Consider the following 22,298-nt stretch of genomic DNA (forward strand, 5'->3'; position numbering starts at 1 on the left):
TGCGAGCATCACCCCGACGTACGCGGAACGCGATGTTCCGCGCCGAGGAGGAAACCGCAGACCGTGACCGCAGCGACCGCCGCCGTGCCCATGACCGTCCCGCGCCTCGCGCGCGCGACGGTGGCGCGGCGCGCGCTGGCGGTCGTGCTGTTCCTCGGCGGCCTGCTGGCCCTGGGCCTCCTCCTCGGTGGTCCGGCACACGCGGCGGACCAGTCGCGCACCGCGCGCGTGGCCCCCGTCGACGACGTGGACCGCGCCGGGCCGGCGGCGACCGCCGAGCGGCTCGCCACCGCGCACGAGGCCGCCGCCGCGACGGGCGGACGGGTCACGGCCGCCGTCCAGGAGGCCGAGGAGGCCGCCGAACCGGCGATCGGCATCGCCGCCGCGCCCGTCACGAACGCCGTACCCGAGGTCACCGAGGGCCTGACGCGGGTCACCGCGGCGCTCCCAGACGTCCCGTCGCCGCCCGGCCTGCCCGACCTCTCCGGCCTGCCGGGCTCGCCCGCGGTACCTCCGGCACCCCTGCCGCAGCCCGGCCCCGGCGCGCCGCTCGCACCGCCGGCCGGCACCCCCGGGACCCCGGGCGCGACCCAGGCCGACGCCACCGCCCGCGCCACGGCCGGCCCCGACACCGGCCGGCCGCACACCCACGCCCCGGCCCTCCGGCCCGCGGTCCCCGACGCCCCGAGCACCGGCACCGACGCGTCCCGCGACGTGTCCGCCGCGCAGCGCGCCACGGCCGCGGTCCCGGTCACCGTCACGGCCCCGCACATCACCGTGCCGTCGCCGCCCTTGGCGCCCGGCCCGTGCGGGGGCACCGTCCGGCAGTCCACCGCGGCCGACGGGGGCACCCCGCGCCCGGGCGACCAGCACGCCATGGCGTCCCCTGCGGACGCATCCTCCGCACCCGCGCGGGGCACCGCGCGGCCGGCGACCGCCGCGCCCCTCCGCGACCGGCCCCACACCATCCTCGAATTCCCCGGCTAGGGCAGCCCTTCCCCGCTCAGGACCTGCCGCGCGGGGGCGGGACAGGTCTGCCCGTCATTCCCAGCCGAACCGAATGCGAAGGATCCGACGTACCCATGCACCAGAACATCCGCCGTTCCATAGCCGTCGCCGCCACCGCCACCGGGATGTGGGCCATCGGCACCGCCGCGGCCGGCGCGGCCGAGGTGTCCCTGCCGGTGCCGGTCTCCACCCCGGACCGGGCGGTCGACGCCGCCGACACGGCGGCCGGCACGGCCACCGGCACCGCGTCCGAAGCCGTCACCGGCGCCACGACCGCCACCACCGCGGTCACCGCCGCCACCACCACCGACCGCGCCGAGGACGCCACCCGGCAGACCGCCCAGGACGTCCGCACCGACGCGCGGTACGCGTCGGCGCCCGTCCAGGAGGCGGGCGCTGAGGCCCAGGACGAGATCGACTACCTGTTCGGCCCCCTCGCCGCCTTCGCCCACGAGGTGGCGAACGACCCCGCCGCCACGGCCACGCCCGTCGCGGACGCCGCCGCCCAGGACACCCTGCCGCCCGTCGCGTACCGCGCGGTCCACTCGGTCCTCCCGGTCGCCGGTCAGGCCGTCGGCGACGCGGGCGTCCTCGCCGAGGACGTCGTCTCCGACGCGTACCCCTTCGCCGAGGGCGTCGTCTCCGGCGTCCAGCCGCTGGCCGGCGGGGTGGCCGGCCAGGTCCACCCCTTCGCGGACGGCGTCACCGGCTCGGTGCGGCCACTCGTCCAGGCCGTCGCCGACCAGGTCCAGCCGGTCGTCCAGGGCGTGGGCGGCAGCACGACCGGCCTGGCCGGGGGCGTGACCGGCGAGGTGACGCCGTTCGCGTACGACGTGACCGGCGAGGTCCGGCCGTTCGCGACCGGCCTGGCGGAGGGCGTGACCGGTGACGTCCGGCCGCTCGCCGGCAACGCCGTCACGGGCGCGCACGGCACCATCGGGACGGTCACCCCGGACTACCTCCCCACCGGCGTGTGACCGGAGTCTGATCCGGTACGAAATCCGCGGCAACGGGCGGCCTCACAGCCAGGGGGGCCGCCCGTTGGAGGTCCGTGCTTGTGACAGGTATCACCGCTCCGGTGTGATCTGTGATTTAGGACCCTCGGTCTCCCGGGGATAACCTGCGAGACGGACATGCCGCGTCCACGGACACCGTGTACGCCTCCCTTGTGACAGCGCAGTCACGTTGCCCTCCGCGGCACGCCCACGCAGACAACGGAACCGCGATCACCAGAAAAGGGACGGACGCGCGTGGACCTGTTCGAGTACCAGGCGAGGGACCTCTTCGCCAAGCACGGTGTACCGGTGCTGGCCGGTGAAGTCATCGACACGCCTGAGGCGGCGCGCGAGGCGACCGAGCGACTGGGCGGCCGTTCGGTCGTCAAGGCGCAGGTGAAGGTCGGCGGCCGCGGCAAGGCCGGCGGCGTCAAGCTGGCCGCCACGCCGGACGAGGCCGTCGCCCGCGCGACGGACATCCTCGGTATGGACATCAAGGGCCACACGGTCCACAAGGTGATGATCGCCGAGACGGCGCCCGAGATCGCCGAGGAGTACTACGTCTCGTACCTCCTCGACCGCACCAACCGCACCTTCCTCGCCATGGCCTCCGTCGAGGGCGGCATGGACATCGAGGAGGTCGCGGCCACCAAGCCCGAGGCCCTGGCGAAGATCCCGGTCGACGCCAACGAGGGTGTCACCGAGGCCAAGGCCCGCGAGATCGTCGAGGCCGCCAAGTTCCCGGCCGAGGTCAAGGACCAGGTCGCCGAGATCCTGGTGACCCTGTGGAAGACCTTCGTCGCCGAGGACGCGCTCCTCGTCGAGGTCAACCCGCTGGCCAAGGTCGCCGACGGCCGCGTGATCGCGCTCGACGGCAAGGTGTCGCTGGACGCCAACGCGGACTTCCGCCAGCCGGAGCACGAGGCCCTCGAGGACAAGGCCGCAGCCAACCCGCTCGAGGCTGCCGCCAAGGCCAAGAACCTCAACTACGTCAAGCTCGACGGCGAGGTCGGCATCATCGGCAACGGCGCGGGTCTGGTCATGTCGACCCTCGACGTCGTCGCGTACGCCGGTGAGGCGCACGGCGGCGTGAAGCCGGCCAACTTCCTCGACATCGGCGGCGGCGCGTCCGCGCAGGTGATGGCGAACGGCCTGGAGATCATCCTCGGCGACCCGGACGTCAAGTCCGTCTTCGTCAACGTCTTCGGTGGCATCACCGCCTGTGACGAGGTCGCCAACGGCATCGTCCAGGCGCTGCAGCTGCTCGCCGACAAGGGCGAGGATGTCACCAAGCCGCTGGTCGTGCGCCTCGACGGCAACAACGCGGAGCTGGGTCGCAAGATCCTGTCGGACGCCAACCACCCGCTGGTGCAGCGTGTGGACACCATGGACGGCGCGGCCGACAAGGCCGCCGAGCTCGCGGCTGCGAAGTAAGGGACGAGGTCGGAAACACCATGGCTATCTTCCTGACCAAGGAAAGCAAGGTCATCGTCCAGGGCATGACCGGTGCCACGGGCATGAAGCACACCAAGCTCATGCTGGGTGACGGCACCAACATCGTCGGTGGCGTCAACCCCCGCAAGGCGGGCACGACCGTCGACTTCGACGGCACGTCCGTCCCCGTCTTCGGCTCGGTCGCCGAGGCGATGAAGGAGACCGGCGCCGACGTCTCCGTCCTCTTCGTGCCGCCGGCCTTCGCCAAGGCCGCCGTCGTCGAGGCCATCGACGCCGAGATCCCGCTGGCCGTCGTCATCACCGAGGGCATCGCGGTGCACGACTCCGCCGCGTTCTACGCGTACGCGGTGGAGAAGGGCGGCAAGACCCGGATCATCGGCCCGAACTGCCCCGGCCTGATCACGCCGGGCCAGTCCAACGCCGGCATCATCCCGGGCGACATCACCAAGCCCGGCAAGATCGGTCTGGTGTCGAAGTCCGGCACGCTGACCTACCAGATGATGTACGAGCTGCGTGACATCGGCTTCTCGTCGGCCGTCGGCATCGGTGGCGACCCGGTCATCGGCACCACCCACATCGACTGCCTCAAGGCTTTCGAGGCCGACCCCGAGACCGAGCTGATCGTGATGATCGGTGAGATCGGTGGCGACGCGGAGGAGCGGGCGGCCGACTTCATCAAGGCCAACGTCACCAAGCCGGTCGTCGGCTACGTCGCGGGCTTCACCGCCCCCGAGGGCAAGACGATGGGCCACGCCGGTGCGATCGTGTCCGGTTCGTCCGGCACCGCGCAGGCGAAGAAGGAGGCCCTGGAGGCCGCGGGCGTCCAGGTCGGCAAGACGCCGACCGAGACGGCCAAGCTGGCGCGCGCCATCCTGGCGGGCTGAGCACCGGCTTCCGCCGCCCGAGCACGTCCGCACGGCCGATGGGCCCGCCCCCGGAGCACTTCCGGGGGCGGGCCCATCCCCTTTCGCGGGGCGCCCGGCGGGGCGTCCGGCGAGGCGCCCGGCGGGGCGCGGTCAGTACGGGTCGGGCACCAGGCGGGCCGGCCCGGTGGCCGGCCCGGTCCGGAGCCGGTCGCGCAGCGCCTCGTCCTGCGGGGTGAGCCGCTGCGGGCCGCTGAGGACCGGGACGCCCTCGACCTGCTCGCCCGGCGCCAGGGGCGGGTGGTACGCGGTCGGGGCGGTCGCCAGCGTGAACGTGGTCGCGCCGATGATGAGCGCCGTCAGAGCGACGGCCGCCCGGGTCCAGTACCGGGCGCGGCGCTCGCTGCCGCGGCGCACGGTCCGGGGCGGGGCCGGCACCACGGCGGGGCCCTTGTCCAGGAGCGACACCAGCCGGTCGTGCAGCACCTTCGGGTCGGCGAGCTCCGGCATCCGCTCGGCCAGCAGCTCGCGGGCGTGCAGGACGCGGTTCCCGGTGGCGGGGGTGCTCGCCTCCGTCTCGGCGGCGGTCTCGGGCAGGTCCAGGCCGAGCCCGTCGTACAGCAGCAGCGCGCGGCGGTACGAGGGCGGCAGCTCCAGCAGCGCCGTGCGCAGCGCCCGCGCCGCCCGGTCGGTGGCGGGGTCGGGGTGCCGGTGCGAGCGGCGCAGCCGGTGCCAGGGCGACAGGGCGTACTCGTGGGTCGCCGCCCGCACCCACCCGGCCGGGTCGCGGTCGACCGCGACCTCGGGCCAGCGCTCCCAGGCCAGGTGGAAGGCGTACTCGACCGCTTCCCGCGCCAGCCGCCGGCGCCCGGTGAGCACGTACGCCTGCTGGACGAGGGCGGGCGCGGCGTAGGCGTACAGGGCGTCGAACGCGTCGGCCGGCGCGGCGGGCACGGCCCCGGTCGCGGTGCCGGACCCGGCGTCGCTCCGCCCGGTGCCCCGCGCGGCCCCGGACGCCTGCTCGGTCCGCGCCCCGGCCCCGGATCCGGCCCCGCCCCCGGTCTGGCTCTCCGGCGCGGGGCGCGGCGCGGGCTCCGGCGGGCCGTCCCGGTCGTCCCGGTCGTCCCGGTCCTCCTGGCCGACGCCCAGGACGCGCAGGTACGTGTCCCGTTTGCGCCCGCGCGGGCTGGTGCGTCCCGTCTCCCAGGAACGCACCGTCGCACGCGTCACCCCGACCAGCTGGGCGAGCTGTTCCTCGGTCATGGACATCGCCTCGCGCAGCCGGCGCCGCTCCTTGGGGGAGGGCAGCGGAGGCGCGGCGGGAATGGGATCGGTCGTGGTCCGGGTCATGGCGGGCCCCCGGCAGGGCTGCACTCGGCGGAAAAGTACATAAACGTATATTGCGCGCCACACCGGTCATTCTGCCGTTACGCGGATCAAGCGCGTGTCGTTGGCAGCATGGCGCCGTGACCGAAGCGACCGATCACCCGCCGGCCCTCGTCCAGGGCGGCCGGGCCGCCGCGCTGGCCGGGGCCTGTGTACGCGGCGCGCTCGCCGCCGGGCTCGGGCTCGGATCCGTCACCGTCCTGGTGATGGTGGTGTGGATCAGCTCCCCGTACCCCGACAGCGGACCGGGCGGCGCCCTGCACGTCGCCGCGGCCCTCTGGCTCCTCGTCCACGGCGCCGAACTGGTGCGTCCCGCCACCCTCACCGGGGCGCCCGCGCCCGTGGGTGTCGTCCCGCTGCTGCTCGTGGCGCTCCCGGTGTGGCTGGTGTACCGGACGGCGCGGGACGCCGCGGAGCCCGGACAGGACCGGCCGAGGCCGGCGGCCGGCGGCGCGGTGTGCGCCGTCACGGGCGGCTACCTCCTCGTCGCCGCGGCGGCCCTGGCGTACGGGACGGGCGGGCCGCTGCCCTCCCGTCCCCTCGCCGCGGCGCTCCACCTGCCGCCGCTCGTCGCGCTGGCCGCGGCCGCCGGCGTCTGGACGGCGCACGGACGGCCGACGGGGCCGCTGCCGGCCTGGGTGCCGGGGCGGATCCGGGTCGGTCTCGCCCGTTCCCGGACGGCCGTCGCGGTGCGCGCCGCCGGCGCGGGGCTCGCCGTGCTGCTGGGCGGCGGGGTGCTCCTGGTCGCCGTCTCGCTGGTGTGGCACGCGGGCGCGGCGCGGGAGTCGCTGCTGAGCCTGTCCGGTGTGTGGTCGGGCCGGACGGCGCTCCTGCTGCTGGCCGCCGCGCTGGTGCCGAACGCGGCGGTGTGGGGCGCGGTGTACGGGCTCGGGCCGGGTTTCCTGCTGGGTACGGGCGCCGCGGTGACCCCGCTGGGGGCGGCGTCGCTCGGGGTCACCGGCCCGCCGCCCTTCCCGCTGCTGGCGGCGGTCCCGGCGGCCGGTCCCGGGACCTGGGCGCACTGGACGGTCGCGGTGGTGCCGGTGGCGGCGGGCGCCGCGGTCGGGTGGACCTGCGGCGGGCGGAGGCGAGTCAGCGGCGTGCCGGACCCGGGCCTGCGGGACGCCGCGGCGGCGGCACTGGCGGCGGCCCTCCTGGTCGGGGCGGCCGTCGCGGTGCTGGCGGCGGCCTCGGGCGGGCCGCTGGGGACGGGGCGCCTGGCGGCGTTCGGTCCCGTGTGGTGGCGTGCGGGCGGGGCGGCGGTGGCGTGGACCGCGGGGCTCGGTGTGCCGGTGGCGCTGGCGCTGCGGGCGTGGCGGCGGCGGGGCGAGGACGAGGCGCCGGGAGTGCCGGCGCCCCCGGGGCCCGTGGCGCCGGCCGCGCCGGACCCGGTCGCCGTGCCCGGGCCCGTGCCGCCGCCGGACCCCGCCGGCCCGCCCGAGGCGCTCGGTCCGCACCGGCCGGCCCCCGAGGACGACCCCGGCGACCCGGCCTTCGAGCCGTACGACTTCCTCCCCGCCGCCTGGGAGGACCCGGTGGCCCGCGAGGCCCGCTGGAGTGCCCTCAGGGAGGCGTCGGGCGGGCTCATGACCGCGTTCCCGCCCGTCCCCGTCGCCGGACCGGCCACGCCCGAGGGCGGCGTACGGGACGAGGGTGGCGTACGGGACGAGGGCGCGCGGGACCGAAACGGTGCGCGGGAGCAGGGCGCGCGGGACGACGGCACCCGGCGGTACGGCCCGTCCACGCCCGGCCCCTCCGGGAACGCGTCCACGGACGGCGCCTCGGGGGGCCGGGCGCCCGGCCCCGACGTCCCCGGCCCCGACGTTCCCGGCCCCGACGTTCCCGGCCCCGACGTCCCGGGCGCCGAAGCCTCGCGGGCCGGCGTCCCCGACCCGGAAGCGCCCGGGGACAGCGAGGCGCCCGGGGACCGCGCGGCGCGGAGCGATGTGCCGAAGGCCCCGGACGCGGACGACCCGGGACCTCCTCGGCGGCCGTGAACCGCCGGTGCCGCCCCTGCCCGCGTCACCCGGGCGTTGGCGTCACTCCTGGACGCCGAAGACGTCCCGCAGCGGGCCCGGGAGCAGTTCGTTGCAGGACAGCTGGCCCGTCTTGGTCAGGGCGTCGTCCACGCACGTGTAGTAGTCGCGGTAGACGAGCTGGATCGTGAAGGTCGCCGCCACGATCATCAGCGCCAGCACCGCGGTGACCAGGCCGCTCACCGCGGCCGTGGTCTGCGGACGGCCCGAACCGGGCGGCGGGCCCGCGGGGGCCGCGCCGCCGCCGGGAACCCCGGCGGCTCCGGTGGCGCCCGGAACGCCGGCCGTGGCGGACCGGGGCTTGGCGCGCAGCGCGCTGATGCCCCAGTACAGCGCCAGGGCGCCCAGCAGCAGGCCGATCTCCGGGAAGTCGAAGATCGCGAAGAAGAAGGCCCACATGCCCGACAGCAGCGCGTACCGGGCGCGGCGCTGCGCCGGGTCGGTCGGGTCCCAGCGCGGGGCCGGTGTCTCCGGACCGCCCCCGCCCTGCTGGCCGCCGCTCGGGCGGTTGCCGAAGCTCCCGGAGGAGCGCCCGGGCTGCCGGGGGCTCCACTGGCGGCCCCAGGCCGGGCGGTCCCGCTCCGGTTCCCCGGAGGAGCCCTCCGGGGCGCCGTCGCCGCCGCCCTCCGGCCGGCGCGGCTGCCAGGGCTGGTCCGGCCTGCCCTCGGGCGGCGGCGCGAACGGGTTGTCCTCGTCCCCGGGCTGCGTGGACTGGCGTTCCCGCGGCAGGAGGTGGATGGCCGTGCGGCGGTGTCGGACCGGCATGTGGTGAACGTCTTCCCCTCAGACCCCGGGCCGGCGCGACAGCGCGGGCGGGGGTCTCGTGTCGTCGTGTCCGTCCGTTCGGGGACGGCCCTGCGTCAGACGCTACCCCCCGGCCCCGCCCCCGTCCCGTGGGGGCGGCTCGGTGTGCCGGTATCGTTGCTGACGGTCGGCTCTCTCGTAGAGTTCCCCGTATCGAGGGGCCCGATTCATTCGTACGACCACACAAAGCCAACGCGAAGAGGGTTACCCCGTGGCTCCCGCCCGCCTCGTCGTCCTGGTCTCCGGATCCGGCACGAACCTGCAAGCTCTGCTCGACGCCATCGGTGACGACCCCCGAGGCTTCGGGGCCGAGATCGTCGCCGTCGGGGCCGACCGCGACGGCATCGCCGGTCTGGAGCGGGCCGAGCGGGCCGGGCTGCCCACCTTCGTCTGCCGGGTCAGGGACCACGCCACCCGCGACGAGTGGGACCACGCGCTGGCGGAGGCGACCGCCGCGTACGAGCCGGACCTCGTGGTGTCGGCCGGGTTCATGAAGATCCTCGGCCGCGGGTTCCTGGCCCGCTTCGGCGGCCGGATCGTCAACACGCACCCGGCCCTGCTGCCCAGTTTTCCCGGTGCCCACGGAGTGCGGGACGCGCTCGCGCACGGCGTGAAGGTCACCGGGTGCACCGTCCACTTCGTCGACGACGGCGTCGACACCGGCCCGATCATCGCCCAGGGCGTGGTGGAGGTCCGGGACGAGGACGACGAAGGCGCTCTCCATGAGCGCATCAAGGAAGTCGAGCGCTCGCTGCTCGTCGAGGTCGTGGGGCGTCTGGCCCGGCACGGCTACCGCATTGAGGGACGAAAGGTTCATGTCGGTGAATAAGCCCATCCGTCGCGCGTTGATCAGTGTCTACGACAAGACGGGGCTGGAGGAGCTCGCCCGCGGGCTGCACGAGAGCGGTGTCGAGCTGGTCTCCACCGGCTCCACCGCCGCGAGGATCGCCGCGGCCGGTGTCCCGGTCACCAAGGTCGAGGAGCTGACCGGCTTCCCCGAGTGCCTGGACGGCCGGGTCAAGACCCTGCACCCGCGCGTGCACGCCGGGATCCTCGCCGACCTGCGCCTCGACGCGCACCGCGAGCAGCTGGCCGAGCTGGGCGTGGAGCCGTTCGAGCTGGTCGTGGTGAACCTGTACCCGTTCCGCGAGACGGTCGCCTCCGGCGCGACCCCCGACGAGTGCGTCGAGCAGATCGACATCGGCGGTCCCTCCATGGTCCGCGCCGCCGCCAAGAACCACCCCTCCGTCGCGGTCGTCACCTCCCCGGCCCGGTACGGCGACGTCCTCGACGCCGTGAAGTCGGGCGGGTTCGACCTGACGGCCCGCAAGCGTCTGGCCGCCGAGGCGTTCCAGCACACCGCCGCGTACGACGTGGCCGTGGCGTCCTGGTTCGCCGGCGAGTACGCGGCGGCCGACGACAGCGGCTTCCCGGACTTCCTGGGCGCCACCTACGCCCGTGGGAACGTCCTGCGCTACGGCGAGAACCCGCACCAGGGCGCCGCGCTGTACGTCGACGGCACGGGCGGCCTCGCCGAGGCGGAGCAGCTGCACGGCAAGGAGATGTCGTACAACAACTACACGGACACCGACGCGGCGCGCCGGGCCGCGTACGACCACGACGAGCCGTGCGTCGCGATCATCAAGCACGCCAACCCGTGCGGCATCGCGGTCGGCGCCGATGTCGCCGAGGCGCACCGCAAGGCCCACGCCTGCGACCCGCTGTCGGCCTTCGGCGGGGTCATCGCCGTCAACCGCCCGGTCTCGGTGGCGATGGCCGAGCAGGTGGCGGACATCTTCACCGAGGTCATCGTCGCGCCCGACTACGAGGACGGCGCGGTCGAGGTGCTGGCCCGCAAGAAGAACATCCGGGTGCTGCGCGCCCCCGGCGCCCCGGCCGGCCGCGTCGAGGTCAAGCCCATCGACGGCGGCGCGCTGCTCCAGGTCACCGACCGCCTCCAGGCCGACGGCGACGACCCGGCCGGCTGGACCCTCGCCACCGGTGAGGCGCTCCCCGCCGCCGAGCTGGCCGAGCTGGCCTTCGCCTGGCGGGCGTGCCGCGCGGTGAAGTCCAACGCCATCCTGCTCGCCAAGGACGGCGCGAGCGTCGGAGTCGGCATGGGCCAGGTGAACCGTGTCGACAGCGCCAAGCTCGCCGTCGAGCGCGCGGGCGAGGAGCGGGCCCGTGGCGCGTACGCCGCGTCCGACGCGTTCTTCCCGTTCCCGGACGGCCTGGAGATCCTCACCGCGGCGGGCGTCAAGGCCGTGGTCCAGCCCGGCGGTTCGGTCCGTGACGAGCTGGTCGTCGAGGCCGCGAAGAAGGCCGGTGTGACGATGTACTTCACCGGCACCCGGCACTTCTTCCACTGACACGCCCCGGTTCCGGCGACACCGGTCCCCGGGCTCACGGCCGGACCACGGAACGGCGAAGGCCGCGCCCCCGTTCGGGGCGCGGCCTTCGCCGTTCCGGGCAAGCGCCCGGCGGAACCTACTTCTTGACGACCAGGGTGCCGGCGGCACGGTCGTGCCAGCCCTGCGTCTTCCCGGAGTTGTCGAAGAAGGGGGAGAGGTAGACGAGCAGGGCGCCGATACCGCACAGCAGCGCGCCGGCCTGAGGAATGATCCAGCGGATGAAGCCGCCGCCCACGCCCGGCTTGCCGCCCGTCTTCTCCTTCACGACCCGCAGGCCGACCGCCATCTTGCCGAGGGTGGCGCCGACGAAGGAGATGAGCAGCCACTCGTAGAGCAGGGTGATCAGACCGACGAGCGCGAACATCGTCATGAGGCCGGCCATCATGCCGCCGCTGCTCTCCTGGATGCTGGCCTCGACGCAGCTCTCGTACAGCGGCGAGCTCGGGTCGCACTTGTCGGCGGCCTCCTGGGCGGCGCCGAAGATGCCGGCGAAGCCGACGGCCATGAGGATGCCGTAGACGACACCGATGATGGCGCCGTCGATGAGACGGGCACCGAGACGGCGGCCCATGCTGGCGATCTCGACGGTGCCGAGGCCCGGCACGTTGATGTAGCCGTTGTTGGCCTGGAGCGTGCCCGGCGTCTGCGGGTACGCGCCGTAGGGCTGGCCCGGCTGCTGCTGCGGGTAGCCGTAACCCTGCTGGGGCGGAACGCCCTGGGGAGCCTGCTGCGGGTAGCCGTAACCGGGCTGCTGGGGCTGGCCCTGGGGCTGCTGCCCGTAGGGGTTGTTGGGGTCGCCGAAGCTCATGGCGAGTTTCCTCCGTTGATGTGCGGGAACGGCGCGGCCCGCGCGGAGGAACTTCATGTATTTTGAGCGGTTTTGCCCCCCGGCACTGCCCGCGGCACTGCGCCGATCATCGTCGTCGTATCGTCGACTTCTTGTCCAGTCGGATGACAAGGCGTTGTGCAAGTGCAACCTCGGCCGAGGGCGCGCCGGCAGGGGCGCCCGTCGGACGGTCGATCACTTGATCTTGAACACGACCGTGTTGCACACCTTGTCGGCGAAGGTCTGCTTCTTGTCGTCCCACAGCGGCCACAGCCAGCCGAGGTAGCAGGCGAGGCTGTCCAGGAAGTGGGCGAGCTTGCGGACGAACGCCATGCCGAAGCCGATCGGGCGGCCGTCGGCCTCCCGCACCAGGCTGATGCCGAGGGCCTTCTTGCCGATCGTCTGACCGGTCTTGCCCTCCTTGTACAGCTGCACTATGCCCATGGTCAGCGTGTACACCAGGAGCAGCAGGCCGAGTACCGCCCCGATCGTGGGCTCGCCAGAGGAGCTCGTGGCGCCGCTGATGCCCACGATCGCGTACAGCGGGCCCACGATGATCAGCATGTCGAGCAGGTACGCGCCGACGCGGCGGCCCCAGTGGGCGTACGGCGGCATGCCGCCCATGCCCGGCATGCCGGGCGGCGGGTAGGCGCCGTACGGCTGGGGCTGCTGCGGATAGCCGAACTGCTGGGGCGCGCCCTGCGGAGGCACGCCCTGGGGTGCCTGCGGGTAGCCGTAGCCCGGCTGGCCGTAGGGCGGCTGCTGACCGTACGGCGGCTGGCCCTGGGGCTGCTGCCCGTAGGGGTTGTTGGGGTCGCCGAAGCTCATGGCGAGTTTCCTCCGTTGATGTGCGGGAACGACGCGGCCCGCGCGGAGGAACTTCACATGCTTTGAGCGGTTCTGCCCCCCGGCACTGCCCGCGGCACTGCGCGGATCATCGTGGTCGCGGCGCCCACCCTTGTCCAGTCGGGAGGACCGAAGGGCGGTGCGGCGCGGACGCGATTGGAACCGGGGAGGGGTCATCCGCGAGGATGGGCACATGACCGCCCAGATTCTCGATGGCAAGGCCACCGCCGCCGCGATCAAGTCCGACCTGACCGCCCGCGTGGCGGACCTCAAGGCCAAGGGCATCACCCCCGGCCTCGGCACCATCCTGGTCGGCGACGACCCGGGCAGCCAGAAGTACGTCGCGGGCAAGCACCGCGACTGCGCGGAGGTGGGCATCGCCTCCATCCAGCGGGAACTCCCCGCCACCGCCTCGCAGGAGGAGATCGAGGCGGTCGTCCGCGAGCTGAACGACGACCCGGCCTGCACCGGCTACATCGTGCAGCTCCCGCTCCCCAAGGGCATCGACGAGAACCGCATCCTCGAGTTGATGGACCCGTCCAAGGACGCGGACGGCCTGCACCCGATGAACCTGGGCCGCCTGGTGCTCAATGAGCCCGCCCCGCTGCCGTGCACCCCGAACGGCATCATCACGCTGCTGCGCGCGCACGGCGTCGAGATCGCCGGCGCGGAGGTCGTGGTCGTCGGCCGGGGCACGACCATCGGGCGCCCGATGCCGCTGCTGCTGACGCGCAAGTCCGAGAACGCCACCGTCACGCAGGTCCACACCGGTACGCGGGACCTCGCCGCGCACCTGCGGCGGGCCGACATCATCGTGGCCGCCGCGGGCGTGCCGCACCTGATCAAGCCCGAGGACGTCAAGCCCGGCGCCGCCGTGCTCGACGTGGGCGTCAGCCGTGACGAGAGCGGCAAGATCATGGGCGACGTGCACCCGGGGGTGAACGAGGTCGCCGGGTGGCGCGCCCCGAATCCGGGCGGCGTCGGCCCGATGACGCGGGCGCAGCTGCTGGTCAACGTCGTCGAGGCGGCCGAGCGCGCCGCCGCCGCCACGAGCTGAGCCGGACCGGAGAGGGCGACCCCATGGGCGTACGGGCGAACGACGAGTCCGCCACCCCGGCCCGGCCGGCCGGAGCGGCGGCGGACGCGGCGGGCCGTCCTGCCGCGCCCGGCCCCGCCACCGGCCCGGCCCCCTCCACCCCCGGCCCGGACGCCCCGTCGGGCGCCCCCGCCGGCGGGTCCGCGCCCGGGGCGGACGCCCATGGGCCGGGCGCCCCGTCGGGCAGGTCCACGCCCCAGGGCGACGCCCCCCGGTCGGACGCCCCGTCGGGCGGCGCGGAGGGGGACGCGGCCGGGCGGCCGGAGCCGCGCCGGGCCGCGGCGGGATCGCGGCGACCGCCCACCGTCACACGGGACACCGCGCGGCCCGAGGGCGGCGGGCGTGCCGCGCCGGGGGACGCGCCGGCGCCCGCACGGCAGTGGCCGCTGCTCACCGTGCTCGGCGTGACCGCCCTCGGCCTGCTGGTCGTCGGGTTCGACCCGTTCCCGCAGGCGTCCCGCATCGGCGCCATGCTCATCGGCCTCGCCCTGCTCACCGGGGCCGCCCTGCGGCGCACGCTGCCGTCCGTCGGAATGCTCGCCGTCCGGTCGCGCTTCACCGACATGGCCGCGTACGGCGTGCTCGGCACCGGCATCGTGCTGCTCTCGCTGATGACCCAGCCCGACCCGTGGCTGGAGATCCCCTTCCTGGAGGACGCCGTCCGGTTCGCGGTCCGCTGACGACCGGCGACCGCGCCCCCACCCGCGCCCCGCCGGCCCGGGGGCCCGGTCGCGTGCGCCGCGCGTCGAGGGGCGGCGTACGCCTTCGCGGCCTACCGTGAGTGACGACGACGAGACATGCCGTCGCCGCGCGAAAAGGACGTACCGCCTCATGTCCAAGATCAAGGTTGCCCAGCCCGTCGTCGAGCTCGACGGCGACGAGATGACCCGCATCGTCTGGCGGTTCATCAAGGACCGGCTGGTCCTGCCGTACCTCGACGTCGACCTGAAGTACTTCGACCTGGGCATCCAGCACCGCGACGCCACACGCGACCGGGTGACCGCCGACGCCGCGCGCGCCGTCGCGGAGTACGGCGCCGGAGTCAAGTGCCCCACGATCGCGCCGGACCGGGCGCGTGTGGAGGAGTTCGCCCTGAAGGCGATGTACCGCCCGCCGGCCGACACCCTCCGCGACGTGGTCGGGGGCGTGTCCTTCCGCGAGCCGGTCATCATGACCAACGTCCCGCGGCTCGTGCCGGACTGGACCGAGCCGGTCGTCGTGGGCCGTCACACCTTCGGCGACCAGTACCGGGCGACCGAGCTGAAGGTCCCCGGCCGGGGCACGCTGAGCATGACCTTCACCCCGGAGGACGGCTCCGACCCGGTCGAGCTGGAGGTGTACGAGTTCCCGGGCGCGGGCGTCGCGCTGTCGATGTACAACCTCGACGCGTCGGTCCGCGACTTCGCGCGCGCCTGCTTCCGCTACGGCCTGGCCCGGGGCTACCCGGTCGTCCTGTCGACGAAGAACACGGTGCTCAAGAAGTACGACGGACGCTTCAAGGACCTGTTCCAGGAGGTCTTCGACGCCGAGTTCGGCGCCGCCTTCGGCGCCGCGGGCCTGGCGTACGAGCACCGCCTCATCGACGACATGGCCGCCTCGGCCCTGCGGCGGCCCGGCGGCTACGTCTGGGCCTGCAAGAACTACGACGGCGACGTCCACGCGGACGTCGTGGCGCAGTGCTTCGGTTCGCCCGGGCTGATGACCTCCGTGCTGATGTCCCCCGACGGCCGGACGGTCGTCGCGGAGCCGGCGCACGGCACGGTCACCCGCCACTACCGCAGGCACCAGCAGGGCAGGTCGACCTCGACCAACCCGGTCGCCTCGGTCTTCGCCTGGACCCGTGGACTCGCCCACCGGGGTGCCCTGGACGGCACGGTGGACGTGACCCGGTTCGCGCGGACCCTGGAGGAGGTCTGCGTCGAGACGGTCGAGGGCGGCCGGATGACCAGGGACCTGGCCGGGCTGATCTCGCCCGACCACCCGTGGCTGACCACCGAGCAGTTCCTGGACGTCCTCGACACCGCGGTGCGGAAGCGGATGCTGTCCCTGGGCGTCGCGCCGCTGTGAGCCGCGGCACCCTCGCCCTGCCGAGGGCCGCCGCGGCACGCGCGCGCCGCCCGGGCCGACGGCCCACGACGGCCCCCGCGTGTGAGCCGCGGCACGTGCGGCGCGGCGCGCGCCGTACCGGCCGGGGCCCCGGCGCCCATCCTCTCCCCCGAGCAGGACGGGCGCCGTGACCTGCGTAAGAGGGTCATGCACGCGCCAACGTGGATCAAGAGATGTCCGGGGCCTGTGGCACGGAAGTGACCATTCCGGCATGGTGTGATCGACCCGCAACGGATGCGAAACTGGGTCGGCAGTCGGGACAGGGGCGCGTGAGGGGGCACGCCCATGTTCGGATTGCGCCCGTGCGCCCCCGCTTCAGGAACTGTCATCCTGACTCCGCGCATCCCTCTCGGTGGCACCTGGGTGGAGACCCCGGTGACCCTCCGGGAGGCGTCAGGGGGCACGCAGCGCGGGGGAGCACATCAGGCACGTACGGGGGGACAAGGGGGAAGCAATGCCTCGTTGGAAGGCGCTACCGGAGGAACTCGACCCGCAGGTCAAGGAGTTCGCGAGTCAGCTGCGCCGGCTGGTGGACCGCAGCGGTCTGAGCATCGCCGCGGTGTCGGACCGCACCGGATACAGCAAGACGTCGTGGGAGCGCTATCTGAACGGGCGGCTTCTCGCGCCGAAGGGGGCGATCGTCGCGCTGGCGGAGGTGACCGGGACCAATCCGGTCCACCTCACCACCATGTGGGAGCTCGCGGAGCGCGCCTGGAGCCGCGCCGAGATGCGCCACGACATGACGATGGAGGCCATAAGGATCTCCCAGGCCCGCGCGGCCCTCGGCGAGTTCGGCGGCACCGCGGGGCCGGCTGCCGACGGCTCCTCGCGGGTGAAGGCGGCCCCGGCGCCCGGGCAGGGCCCCGAGCGGCCCGCCGGCCGGCCCGTCGAACGGCCGTCCGTCATACCGCCCGGCGGCGGCCCGAACGGGCCCGCCCGCCGGGGCCCCGCGGCACCCGCGGCGGCGCCCGCCGCAGGCCCCGCGCCGGTCCCCGCGCCGCCGGCACGGCGGGGCGGGCGGAAGGTGGCCATGGTCGCCGCCGGTGTCGTCGGCGTCCTGCTCGTGGTGGCCGCCGCCGTCCTGCTGAGCGGCCTCGGCGGCGGCGGGAGCCCCGCCGGGGACGTCGCCCGATCGCCGTCGGCGGCACCCAGCAGCACCGCCCCGAAGCCGCTGCCCGCCGGGGTGAAGTGCAGCGGCGACGACTGCACGGGCCAGGACCCCGAGGCCATGGGCTGCGGTGGCGAGCTCGCCACCACGACGTCCTCCGCGACGGTCGGCACCACCAAGGTCGAGGTCCGCTACAGCAGGACGTGCGGGGCCGCCTGGGCCCGTATCTCGCAGGCGGTGGCGGGTGACAAGGTCACCATCAGCGCGGGCGGCGCGGCGCAGAACGGCGCGGTGAAGATCGACAAGGACGCGTACACGCCGATGGTCGCGGCCGCCGACGGCGCCGAGCCGAAGGCGTGCGCCACCCTGGCCGACGGCACCGAGGGCTGCACGCAGCCGCGGTGAGGCGCGCGATCCGCGGTGTCCGCGTGAGCCGCGACACAAGGGGGCGGGGGTTCGCGGGGGCCCGGGTCGGATAGCCTGACCGCTGGATATCTCTTCACGTCGAGACACCGATCGATCACAGGGGATGTCCAGCACCAGGGGCAGGGACCCCCACCGCCAGCTGTCTTACGGAGATCGCCATGACCCGCACTCCCGTGAATGTCACCGTGACCGGCGCGGCCGGCCAGATCGGTTACGCGCTGCTCTTCCGCATCGCCTCCGGCCACCTGCTCGGCGCCGACGTGCCGGTCAAGCTGCGCCTCCTGGAGATCCCGCAGGGCCTCAAGGCCGCCGAGGGCACCGCCATGGAGCTCGACGACTGCGCCTTCCCGCTGCTGCGCGGCATCGAGATCACCGACGACCCGAACGTCGCCTTCGACGGCGCCAACGTCGCCCTCCTCGTGGGCGCCCGCCCGCGCACCAAGGGCATGGAGCGCGGCGACCTGCTGGAGGCCAACGGCGGCATCTTCAAGCCGCAGGGCAAGGCCATCAACGACAACGCCGCGGACGACATCAAGGTCCTCGTCGTCGGCAACCCGGCCAACACCAACGCGCTGATCGCGCAGGCCGCCGCCCCGGACGTACCGGCCGAGCGCTTCACCGCGATGACCCGCCTGGACCACAACCGCGCGATCTCGCAGCTGGCCGCGAAGACCGGTGCCGCCGTGTCCGACATCAAGCGTCTGACCATCTGGGGCAACCACTCGGCCACCCAGTACCCGGACATCTTCCACGCGGAGATCGCCGGCAAGAACGCCGCCGAGGTCGTGAACGACCAGCAGTGGCTGGCCGACGAGTTCATCCCGACCGTCGCCAAGCGCGGCGCCGCGATCATCGAGGCCCGTGGCGCCTCCTCGGCCGCCTCCGCCGCGAACGCCGCGATCGACCACGTCCACACCTGGGTCAACGGCACCGCCGAGGGCGACTGGACCTCGATGGGCATCCCGTCGGACGGCTCCTACGGCGTCCCGGAGGGTCTCATCTCCTCCTTCCCGGTCATCTGCAAGGACGGCGGGTACGAGATCGTCCAGGGCCTGGACGTCAACGAGTTCTCCCGCACCCGCATCGACGCCTCGGTCGCCGAGCTGGCGGAGGAGCGCGACGCGGTCCGCGGTCTCGGCCTGCTCTGAGCCGTCGGGGACGGCGCGCGACGCGGTCCGGCACGCGGCCTGACCCGCGGTCCCGGCCCGTTCCGGTCCGGCCCGGCGCCCACCCACCTCACCGCCCCCGGTAGCTCTCCCGCTGCCGGGGGCGCGGTGTTTCCGCCGGGGGCACGGGGCCGAGGTACGGCCGCCGCAGCCGCAGGAACGGCAGTTCGATGGCGTGGTACGTGCCGAACGACACCGCGACCGTCAGCGGCAGGGCCACCAGCAGGGTGACGGCGAAGGCGGCCCACACCGGCGGCAGGGCGCCGGGGAACCAGCCGTACGCGCCGATCACGTACTCGCCGGTCACCGTCAGCACCATGAAGTGCGTCAGGTACACGGAGAAGCTCACCTCGCCCAGCCGGGCCGCGGCCCGCGAGAGCCACCCGCCCGGCCCCTCCCGGGCGCCCGCCACGTACGCCGCCACCACCAGTGCCCACACCGCGCCCTCGACACCGCTCCACGCCAGCTTCAGCGGGCTGTCCGAGACGAACCCGTGCACCTGGTTGAACGACCACAGCAGGCCCAGCGCCAGGACCAGCGCCACCGGCGGCAGCCACCGGGCCCGCAGCCGGTCGCGGTGGTGCACGTACACCCAGGCGGCCAGCATGCCCAGCAGGAACTGGTCGATCCGCCCCGCCAGGCCCAGGTAGAGCGAGGCCGTGTGCGGCTCGGGCGCCGGGCTGCTCAACCACACCAGCGCCCGCAGCACCGACACCGCCGCCAGCAGCCGCAGCAGCGCGCCCGGACCGCGTTCGGCGAGGAGGCGGCACAGCAGCGGGAAGACCAGGTAGAACTGCATCTCCACGCACAGCGTCCAGAAGACGCCCCCGTACGGCTGGGTCGGTGTCGCGAAGGTCAGGATGCGCAGCAGGTCCTGGAAGGTGGGCATGGCGACCTGGGTGGCCAGGCCCAGCACGGCGACGACCAGGTAGAGCGGGTAGACCCGCAGCAGGCGGTTGGTGAGGAACCGGCCGTAGCGGACCGGCTTGCCGTACGCGCCGACCGTGAAGATGAAGCCGGACAACACCATGAACAGGGCCACGCCCGTGTGGCCCTCGAAGACGAGCGTGGCGGCCGGGTTCTCCGAGTACAGCCAGTCGGTCGCGGGGACGAATCGGCGCCCCTCGATGCGCGCGCTCAGCAGCTGGCACCCGTGGTACAGCACGACGAGCACGGCGGCGACGGCCCGCAGGTGGTCGACGGGGGCGAGGTAGACGCGGTCGTCGCTGCTGCGCATGGGAGGCACCCTAGGGCGCCCCCGGGCTCCGGGCGGGGAGCGACGCCCGAACCGGTCATCCATTCGGATCATTGCGTAAGGACTATGAGATGTAGTATTTCTTATACATGAGTGAGCAGGTACACAACAGGCTGGCCGTGGTCAGGGCGGAGCGGAAGGTGACGCGCCAGGCGCTCGCCGACGCCCTGGGGGTGCACTACCAGACCATCGGCTACATCGAGCGGGGGCAGTACAACCCCAGCCTCGACCTGGCGTTGAAGGCGGCCCGCCACTTCGGGCTGCCGGTGGAGGCGCTGTTCTCCCTGGAGCCGTTCCAGCCGCTCACCGACGAGGTCTACGGGGTACCCGGGAGGAAGCAGTGACCACGACCACCACCGCCACGCGCCACGACCGGCGGATGTACGCGATCATGAACAGGCCCGGGGCGCAGGCCATGAGCCGCACCGCCGCCCGCCGCCGCGGCTGGGTCGCGGCGCACATCGCGCTCACCGCCGCCGGGGTGGCGTTCTGGCTCGGCAGCGTGCACGCCGGCCCGCGGTGGGTGCCGTTCGGCCTGCTGGCCGTAATCGTCCCCTGGTGCGTCGCCATGGGCGTGATCAACGGCGCCACCCGCGGGCTGCTGCAACTGCGCGGCCGGATGCTGGACGAGCGCCAGTACGCCGAGCGGGACCGGGTCCGCTCGCTCGCCCACCGCATCACCCTGGTGCTGCTGTTCGCCGGCGCGGCCGGCGCGGGGACGGCGACCTTGCTCGCCGGGGTCCGCTTCGACGGTGGAGCGCTGTTCCCGGTGCTGTTCGCGCTGCTGGTCACGCACTGGATGCTGCCCTCGTGGGTGGCCTGTCTGCGGGTTCGGGACGACGCGCCCGACGAGGTCCTCGACACCACCGGTGGTCACTGAGCGCGACGGCGGGGATACCCCGGCCCGGAGTGAGCAAACCCACTTTCACGCATGCTTTCCGTTCCTGAGGGCAGGGACCCGGGTCGCCGGCCACCGTCGGTGACGAGCACTCGGGAACGGAAGGCAAACGCGACGTGTCGGACCAACAGACCATCCACGTGGGCGGGGAGTGGCGAGCAGCCGCCACCGGCGCCACACGCGAGATCCTCGACCCCGCCGACGCGACGACCCTCGCGGTCGTCGCCGAGGGCGGGACCGAGGACACCGACGCCGCGATAGCCGCCGCGCGCACCGCGTTCGACCAGGGCCCCTGGCCGCGCACCCCCGTCGCCGAGCGGGCCGCGCTGCTGCGCCGCGTCGCCGACCTGCTCCAGCGGGACCGGGAGTCCCTCGGCCTGCTGGAGAGCCGCAACGCGGGCAAGACCCTGGAAGAGGGCCGCGTCGACGTCGACTGCGTCACCGACGCGTTCCGCTACTTCGCCGACCTCGTCGTGAACGAGAGCGGCGGGCGGGTCGTCGACGCCGGGTCGCCCGACATCCACAGCGTCGTCGTCCACGAACCCGTCGGCGTCTGCGCCCTGATCACGCCGTGGAACTACCCGCTGCTCCAGGCGAGTTGGAAGATCGCCCCGGCGCTGGCGGCGGGCAACACCTTCGTGATCAAGCCGAGCGAGATCACCCCGCTCACCACCGTCGCGCTCATCCGGCTCCTCGCCGAGGCCGGACTCCCGGACGGCGTGGCCAACCTGGTCACCGGGCCCGGCGACCCGGTCGGCGCCCGCATGTCCGAACACCCCGGCGTCGACCTGGTGTCGTTCACCGGCGGCCTCGCCAGCGGTACGAAGGTGATGCGCGCCGCCGCCGACAGCGTCAAGAAGGTCGCCCTCGAACTGGGCGGCAAGAACCCCAACGTCGTGTTCGCCGACGCCTGCGCCACCGACGAGGGCTTCGACACCGCCGTCGACCAGGCGCTCAACGCCGCCTTCATCCACAGCGGCCAGGTGTGCTCGGCCGGGTCCCGCCTCATCGTCGAGGAGTCGCTGCGCGAGCGCTTCGTCGCCGAACTGGCCCGCCGCGCCGACCGGATCCGCCTCGGCCGCGGCACCGACGAGGGCGTCGAGTGCGGCCCCCTCGTCTCCGCGCGGCAGCTCGCCCGCACCGAGGAGTACGTCGCCTCCGCCCTCGCCGAGGGCGCCGTCCTGCGCGCCGGCGGCGAACGCCCCGCCGGACCCGCGTACGGCGACGGCTACTTCTACCGCCCGACAGTCCTCGACGGCTGCCACCGCGGGATGCGCGTCGTGCGCGAGGAGGTCTTCGGCCCGGTCCTCACCGTCGAGACGTTCCGCACCGAGGACGAGGCCGTCGCCCTCGCCAACGACACCGAGTACGGCCTGGCCGGCGGCGTCTGGTCCGCCGACCCCGGCCGCGCCCGCCGCGTCGCCGGCCGGCTGCGCCACGGCACCGTCTGGATCAACGACTTCCACCCCTACCTGCCGCAGGCGGAGTGGGGCGGCTTCGGCAAGAGCGGCATCGGCCGCGAGCTGGGCCCGGCCGGGCTCGCCGAGTACCGCGAGAGCAAGCACGTCTACCAGAACCTCGCCCCGCGTCCCGTGCGCTGGTTCGCGGGCTGA

At 74.1% G+C, this 22,298-nt stretch carries 20 protein-coding genes; 15 read left to right on the forward strand and 5 right to left on the reverse strand.

Translation table 11 applies throughout. The features are described from left to right. Positions 1-63: 63 nt before the first annotated feature. From IE109_RS11630 to sucD, 4 genes are all read left to right on the forward strand, one after another. Positions 64-987 carry a hypothetical protein gene (locus tag IE109_RS11630; protein WP_189550718.1) on the forward strand — a complete coding sequence of 308 codons (924 nt, stop codon included), beginning with the start codon at positions 64-66 and terminating at the stop codon, positions 985-987. Positions 988-1,082: 95 nt separating this feature from the next. Further along, positions 1,083-1,985 carry a hypothetical protein gene (locus IE109_RS11635; RefSeq protein WP_189550719.1) on the forward strand — a complete coding sequence of 301 codons (903 nt, stop codon included), beginning with the start codon at positions 1,083-1,085 and terminating at the stop codon, positions 1,983-1,985. A gap of 273 nt (positions 1,986-2,258) precedes the next feature. Further along, positions 2,259-3,437 (forward strand): ADP-forming succinate--CoA ligase subunit beta, encoded by a 1,179-nt coding sequence (sucC, locus tag IE109_RS11640; RefSeq protein WP_189550720.1) that lies wholly within the window; start codon positions 2,259-2,261, stop codon positions 3,435-3,437. A gap of 20 nt (positions 3,438-3,457) precedes the next feature. Then, entirely contained in the window at positions 3,458-4,342 is an 885-nt protein-coding gene (gene sucD, locus IE109_RS11645) for a succinate--CoA ligase subunit alpha (RefSeq protein ID WP_189550721.1), read from the forward strand. Between the two features lie 132 nt (positions 4,343-4,474). Here the strand turns inward: sucD and IE109_RS11650 are convergent, their stop codons facing one another. Continuing rightward, entirely contained in the window at positions 4,475-5,671 is a 1,197-nt protein-coding gene (locus IE109_RS11650) for a helix-turn-helix domain-containing protein (protein ID WP_189550722.1), read from the reverse strand. A gap of 116 nt (positions 5,672-5,787) precedes the next feature. Between IE109_RS11650 and IE109_RS11655 the strand changes: the two genes are divergently transcribed. Next, positions 5,788-7,704 (forward strand): cell division protein PerM, encoded by a 1,917-nt coding sequence (locus tag IE109_RS11655; protein WP_189550723.1) that lies wholly within the window; start codon positions 5,788-5,790, stop codon positions 7,702-7,704. A 42-nt stretch (positions 7,705-7,746) separates the two neighbouring features. Here IE109_RS11655 and IE109_RS11660 read toward each other — a convergent pair whose 3' ends face one another. Beyond that, positions 7,747-8,508, reverse strand: a complete 762-nt coding sequence (locus IE109_RS11660; RefSeq protein ID WP_189550724.1) for a hypothetical protein — start codon at positions 8,506-8,508, stop codon at positions 7,747-7,749. A gap of 250 nt (positions 8,509-8,758) precedes the next feature. On the opposite strand from IE109_RS11660, the gene purN reads away from it, so the two are divergent. Both purN and purH read left to right on the forward strand, forming a co-directional pair. Continuing rightward, on the forward strand, positions 8,759-9,376 hold the full coding sequence (purN, locus tag IE109_RS11665; RefSeq protein ID WP_189550725.1) for a phosphoribosylglycinamide formyltransferase: 618 nt from the start codon (positions 8,759-8,761) through the stop codon (positions 9,374-9,376). Further along, positions 9,363-10,916 carry a bifunctional phosphoribosylaminoimidazolecarboxamide formyltransferase/IMP cyclohydrolase gene (purH, locus tag IE109_RS11670; RefSeq protein ID WP_189550726.1) on the forward strand — a complete coding sequence of 518 codons (1,554 nt, stop codon included), beginning with the start codon at positions 9,363-9,365 and terminating at the stop codon, positions 10,914-10,916. Before purN ends, purH begins: the two co-directional genes overlap by 14 nt. Positions 10,917-11,034: 118 nt before the next feature. Here the strand turns inward: purH and IE109_RS11675 are convergent, their stop codons facing one another. Then, the gene (locus IE109_RS11675; RefSeq protein WP_189550727.1) at positions 11,035-11,766 is read right to left on the reverse strand and encodes an RDD family protein; all 732 of its coding nucleotides are present in this window, start codon (positions 11,764-11,766) and stop codon (positions 11,035-11,037) included. 213 nt (positions 11,767-11,979) lie between these two features. Next, on the reverse strand, positions 11,980-12,612 hold the full coding sequence (locus IE109_RS11680; protein ID WP_189550728.1) for an RDD family protein: 633 nt from the start codon (positions 12,610-12,612) through the stop codon (positions 11,980-11,982). Between the two features lie 211 nt (positions 12,613-12,823). On the opposite strand from IE109_RS11680, the gene IE109_RS11685 reads away from it, so the two are divergent. The 5 genes from IE109_RS11685 (at position 12,824) to IE109_RS11705 (ending at position 18,514) form a co-directional block, all read left to right on the forward strand. After that, positions 12,824-13,687 carry a bifunctional methylenetetrahydrofolate dehydrogenase/methenyltetrahydrofolate cyclohydrolase gene (locus IE109_RS11685; RefSeq protein WP_189550729.1) on the forward strand — a complete coding sequence of 288 codons (864 nt, stop codon included), beginning with the start codon at positions 12,824-12,826 and terminating at the stop codon, positions 13,685-13,687. A 23-nt stretch (positions 13,688-13,710) separates the two neighbouring features. Continuing rightward, the gene (locus IE109_RS11690) at positions 13,711-14,406 is read left to right on the forward strand and encodes a DUF3017 domain-containing protein (RefSeq protein WP_189550730.1); all 696 of its coding nucleotides are present in this window, start codon (positions 13,711-13,713) and stop codon (positions 14,404-14,406) included. A 151-nt stretch (positions 14,407-14,557) separates the two neighbouring features. Continuing rightward, positions 14,558-15,793: an NADP-dependent isocitrate dehydrogenase gene (locus tag IE109_RS11695; protein ID WP_189550731.1), complete on the forward strand. Its 1,236-nt coding sequence runs from the start codon at positions 14,558-14,560 to the stop codon at positions 15,791-15,793. 493 nt (positions 15,794-16,286) lie between these two features. Continuing rightward, positions 16,287-17,345, forward strand: coding sequence for an XRE family transcriptional regulator (locus tag IE109_RS11700; RefSeq protein ID WP_189550732.1), 1,059 nt, complete (start codon positions 16,287-16,289; stop codon positions 17,343-17,345). 179 nt (positions 17,346-17,524) lie between these two features. Continuing rightward, positions 17,525-18,514 carry a malate dehydrogenase gene (locus tag IE109_RS11705; RefSeq protein ID WP_189550733.1) on the forward strand — a complete coding sequence of 330 codons (990 nt, stop codon included), beginning with the start codon at positions 17,525-17,527 and terminating at the stop codon, positions 18,512-18,514. A gap of 88 nt (positions 18,515-18,602) precedes the next feature. Here IE109_RS11705 and IE109_RS11710 read toward each other — a convergent pair whose 3' ends face one another. Next, entirely contained in the window at positions 18,603-19,769 is a 1,167-nt protein-coding gene (locus IE109_RS11710; RefSeq protein WP_189550734.1) for an acyltransferase family protein, read from the reverse strand. A 107-nt stretch (positions 19,770-19,876) separates the two neighbouring features. Between IE109_RS11710 and IE109_RS11715 the strand changes: the two genes are divergently transcribed. The 3 genes from IE109_RS11715 to IE109_RS11725 all read left to right on the forward strand — a co-directional run bounded on the left by IE109_RS11715 (position 19,877) and on the right by IE109_RS11725 (position 22,298). Then, the gene (locus IE109_RS11715; RefSeq protein ID WP_189550735.1) at positions 19,877-20,131 is read left to right on the forward strand and encodes a helix-turn-helix transcriptional regulator; all 255 of its coding nucleotides are present in this window, start codon (positions 19,877-19,879) and stop codon (positions 20,129-20,131) included. Beyond that, complete coding sequence (locus IE109_RS11720; RefSeq protein WP_229890904.1) at positions 20,128-20,667, forward strand: hypothetical protein; 540 nt, start codon at positions 20,128-20,130, stop codon at positions 20,665-20,667. Before IE109_RS11715 ends, IE109_RS11720 begins: the two co-directional genes overlap by 4 nt. Before the next feature lie 134 nt (positions 20,668-20,801). Continuing rightward, entirely contained in the window at positions 20,802-22,298 is a 1,497-nt protein-coding gene (locus IE109_RS11725) for an aldehyde dehydrogenase family protein (protein WP_189550736.1), read from the forward strand.

It is taken from the genome of Streptomyces lavendofoliae, assembly GCF_014649735.1.
GTDB classification, from domain to species: Bacteria; Actinomycetota; Actinomycetes; order Streptomycetales; family Streptomycetaceae; genus Streptomyces; species Streptomyces lavendofoliae.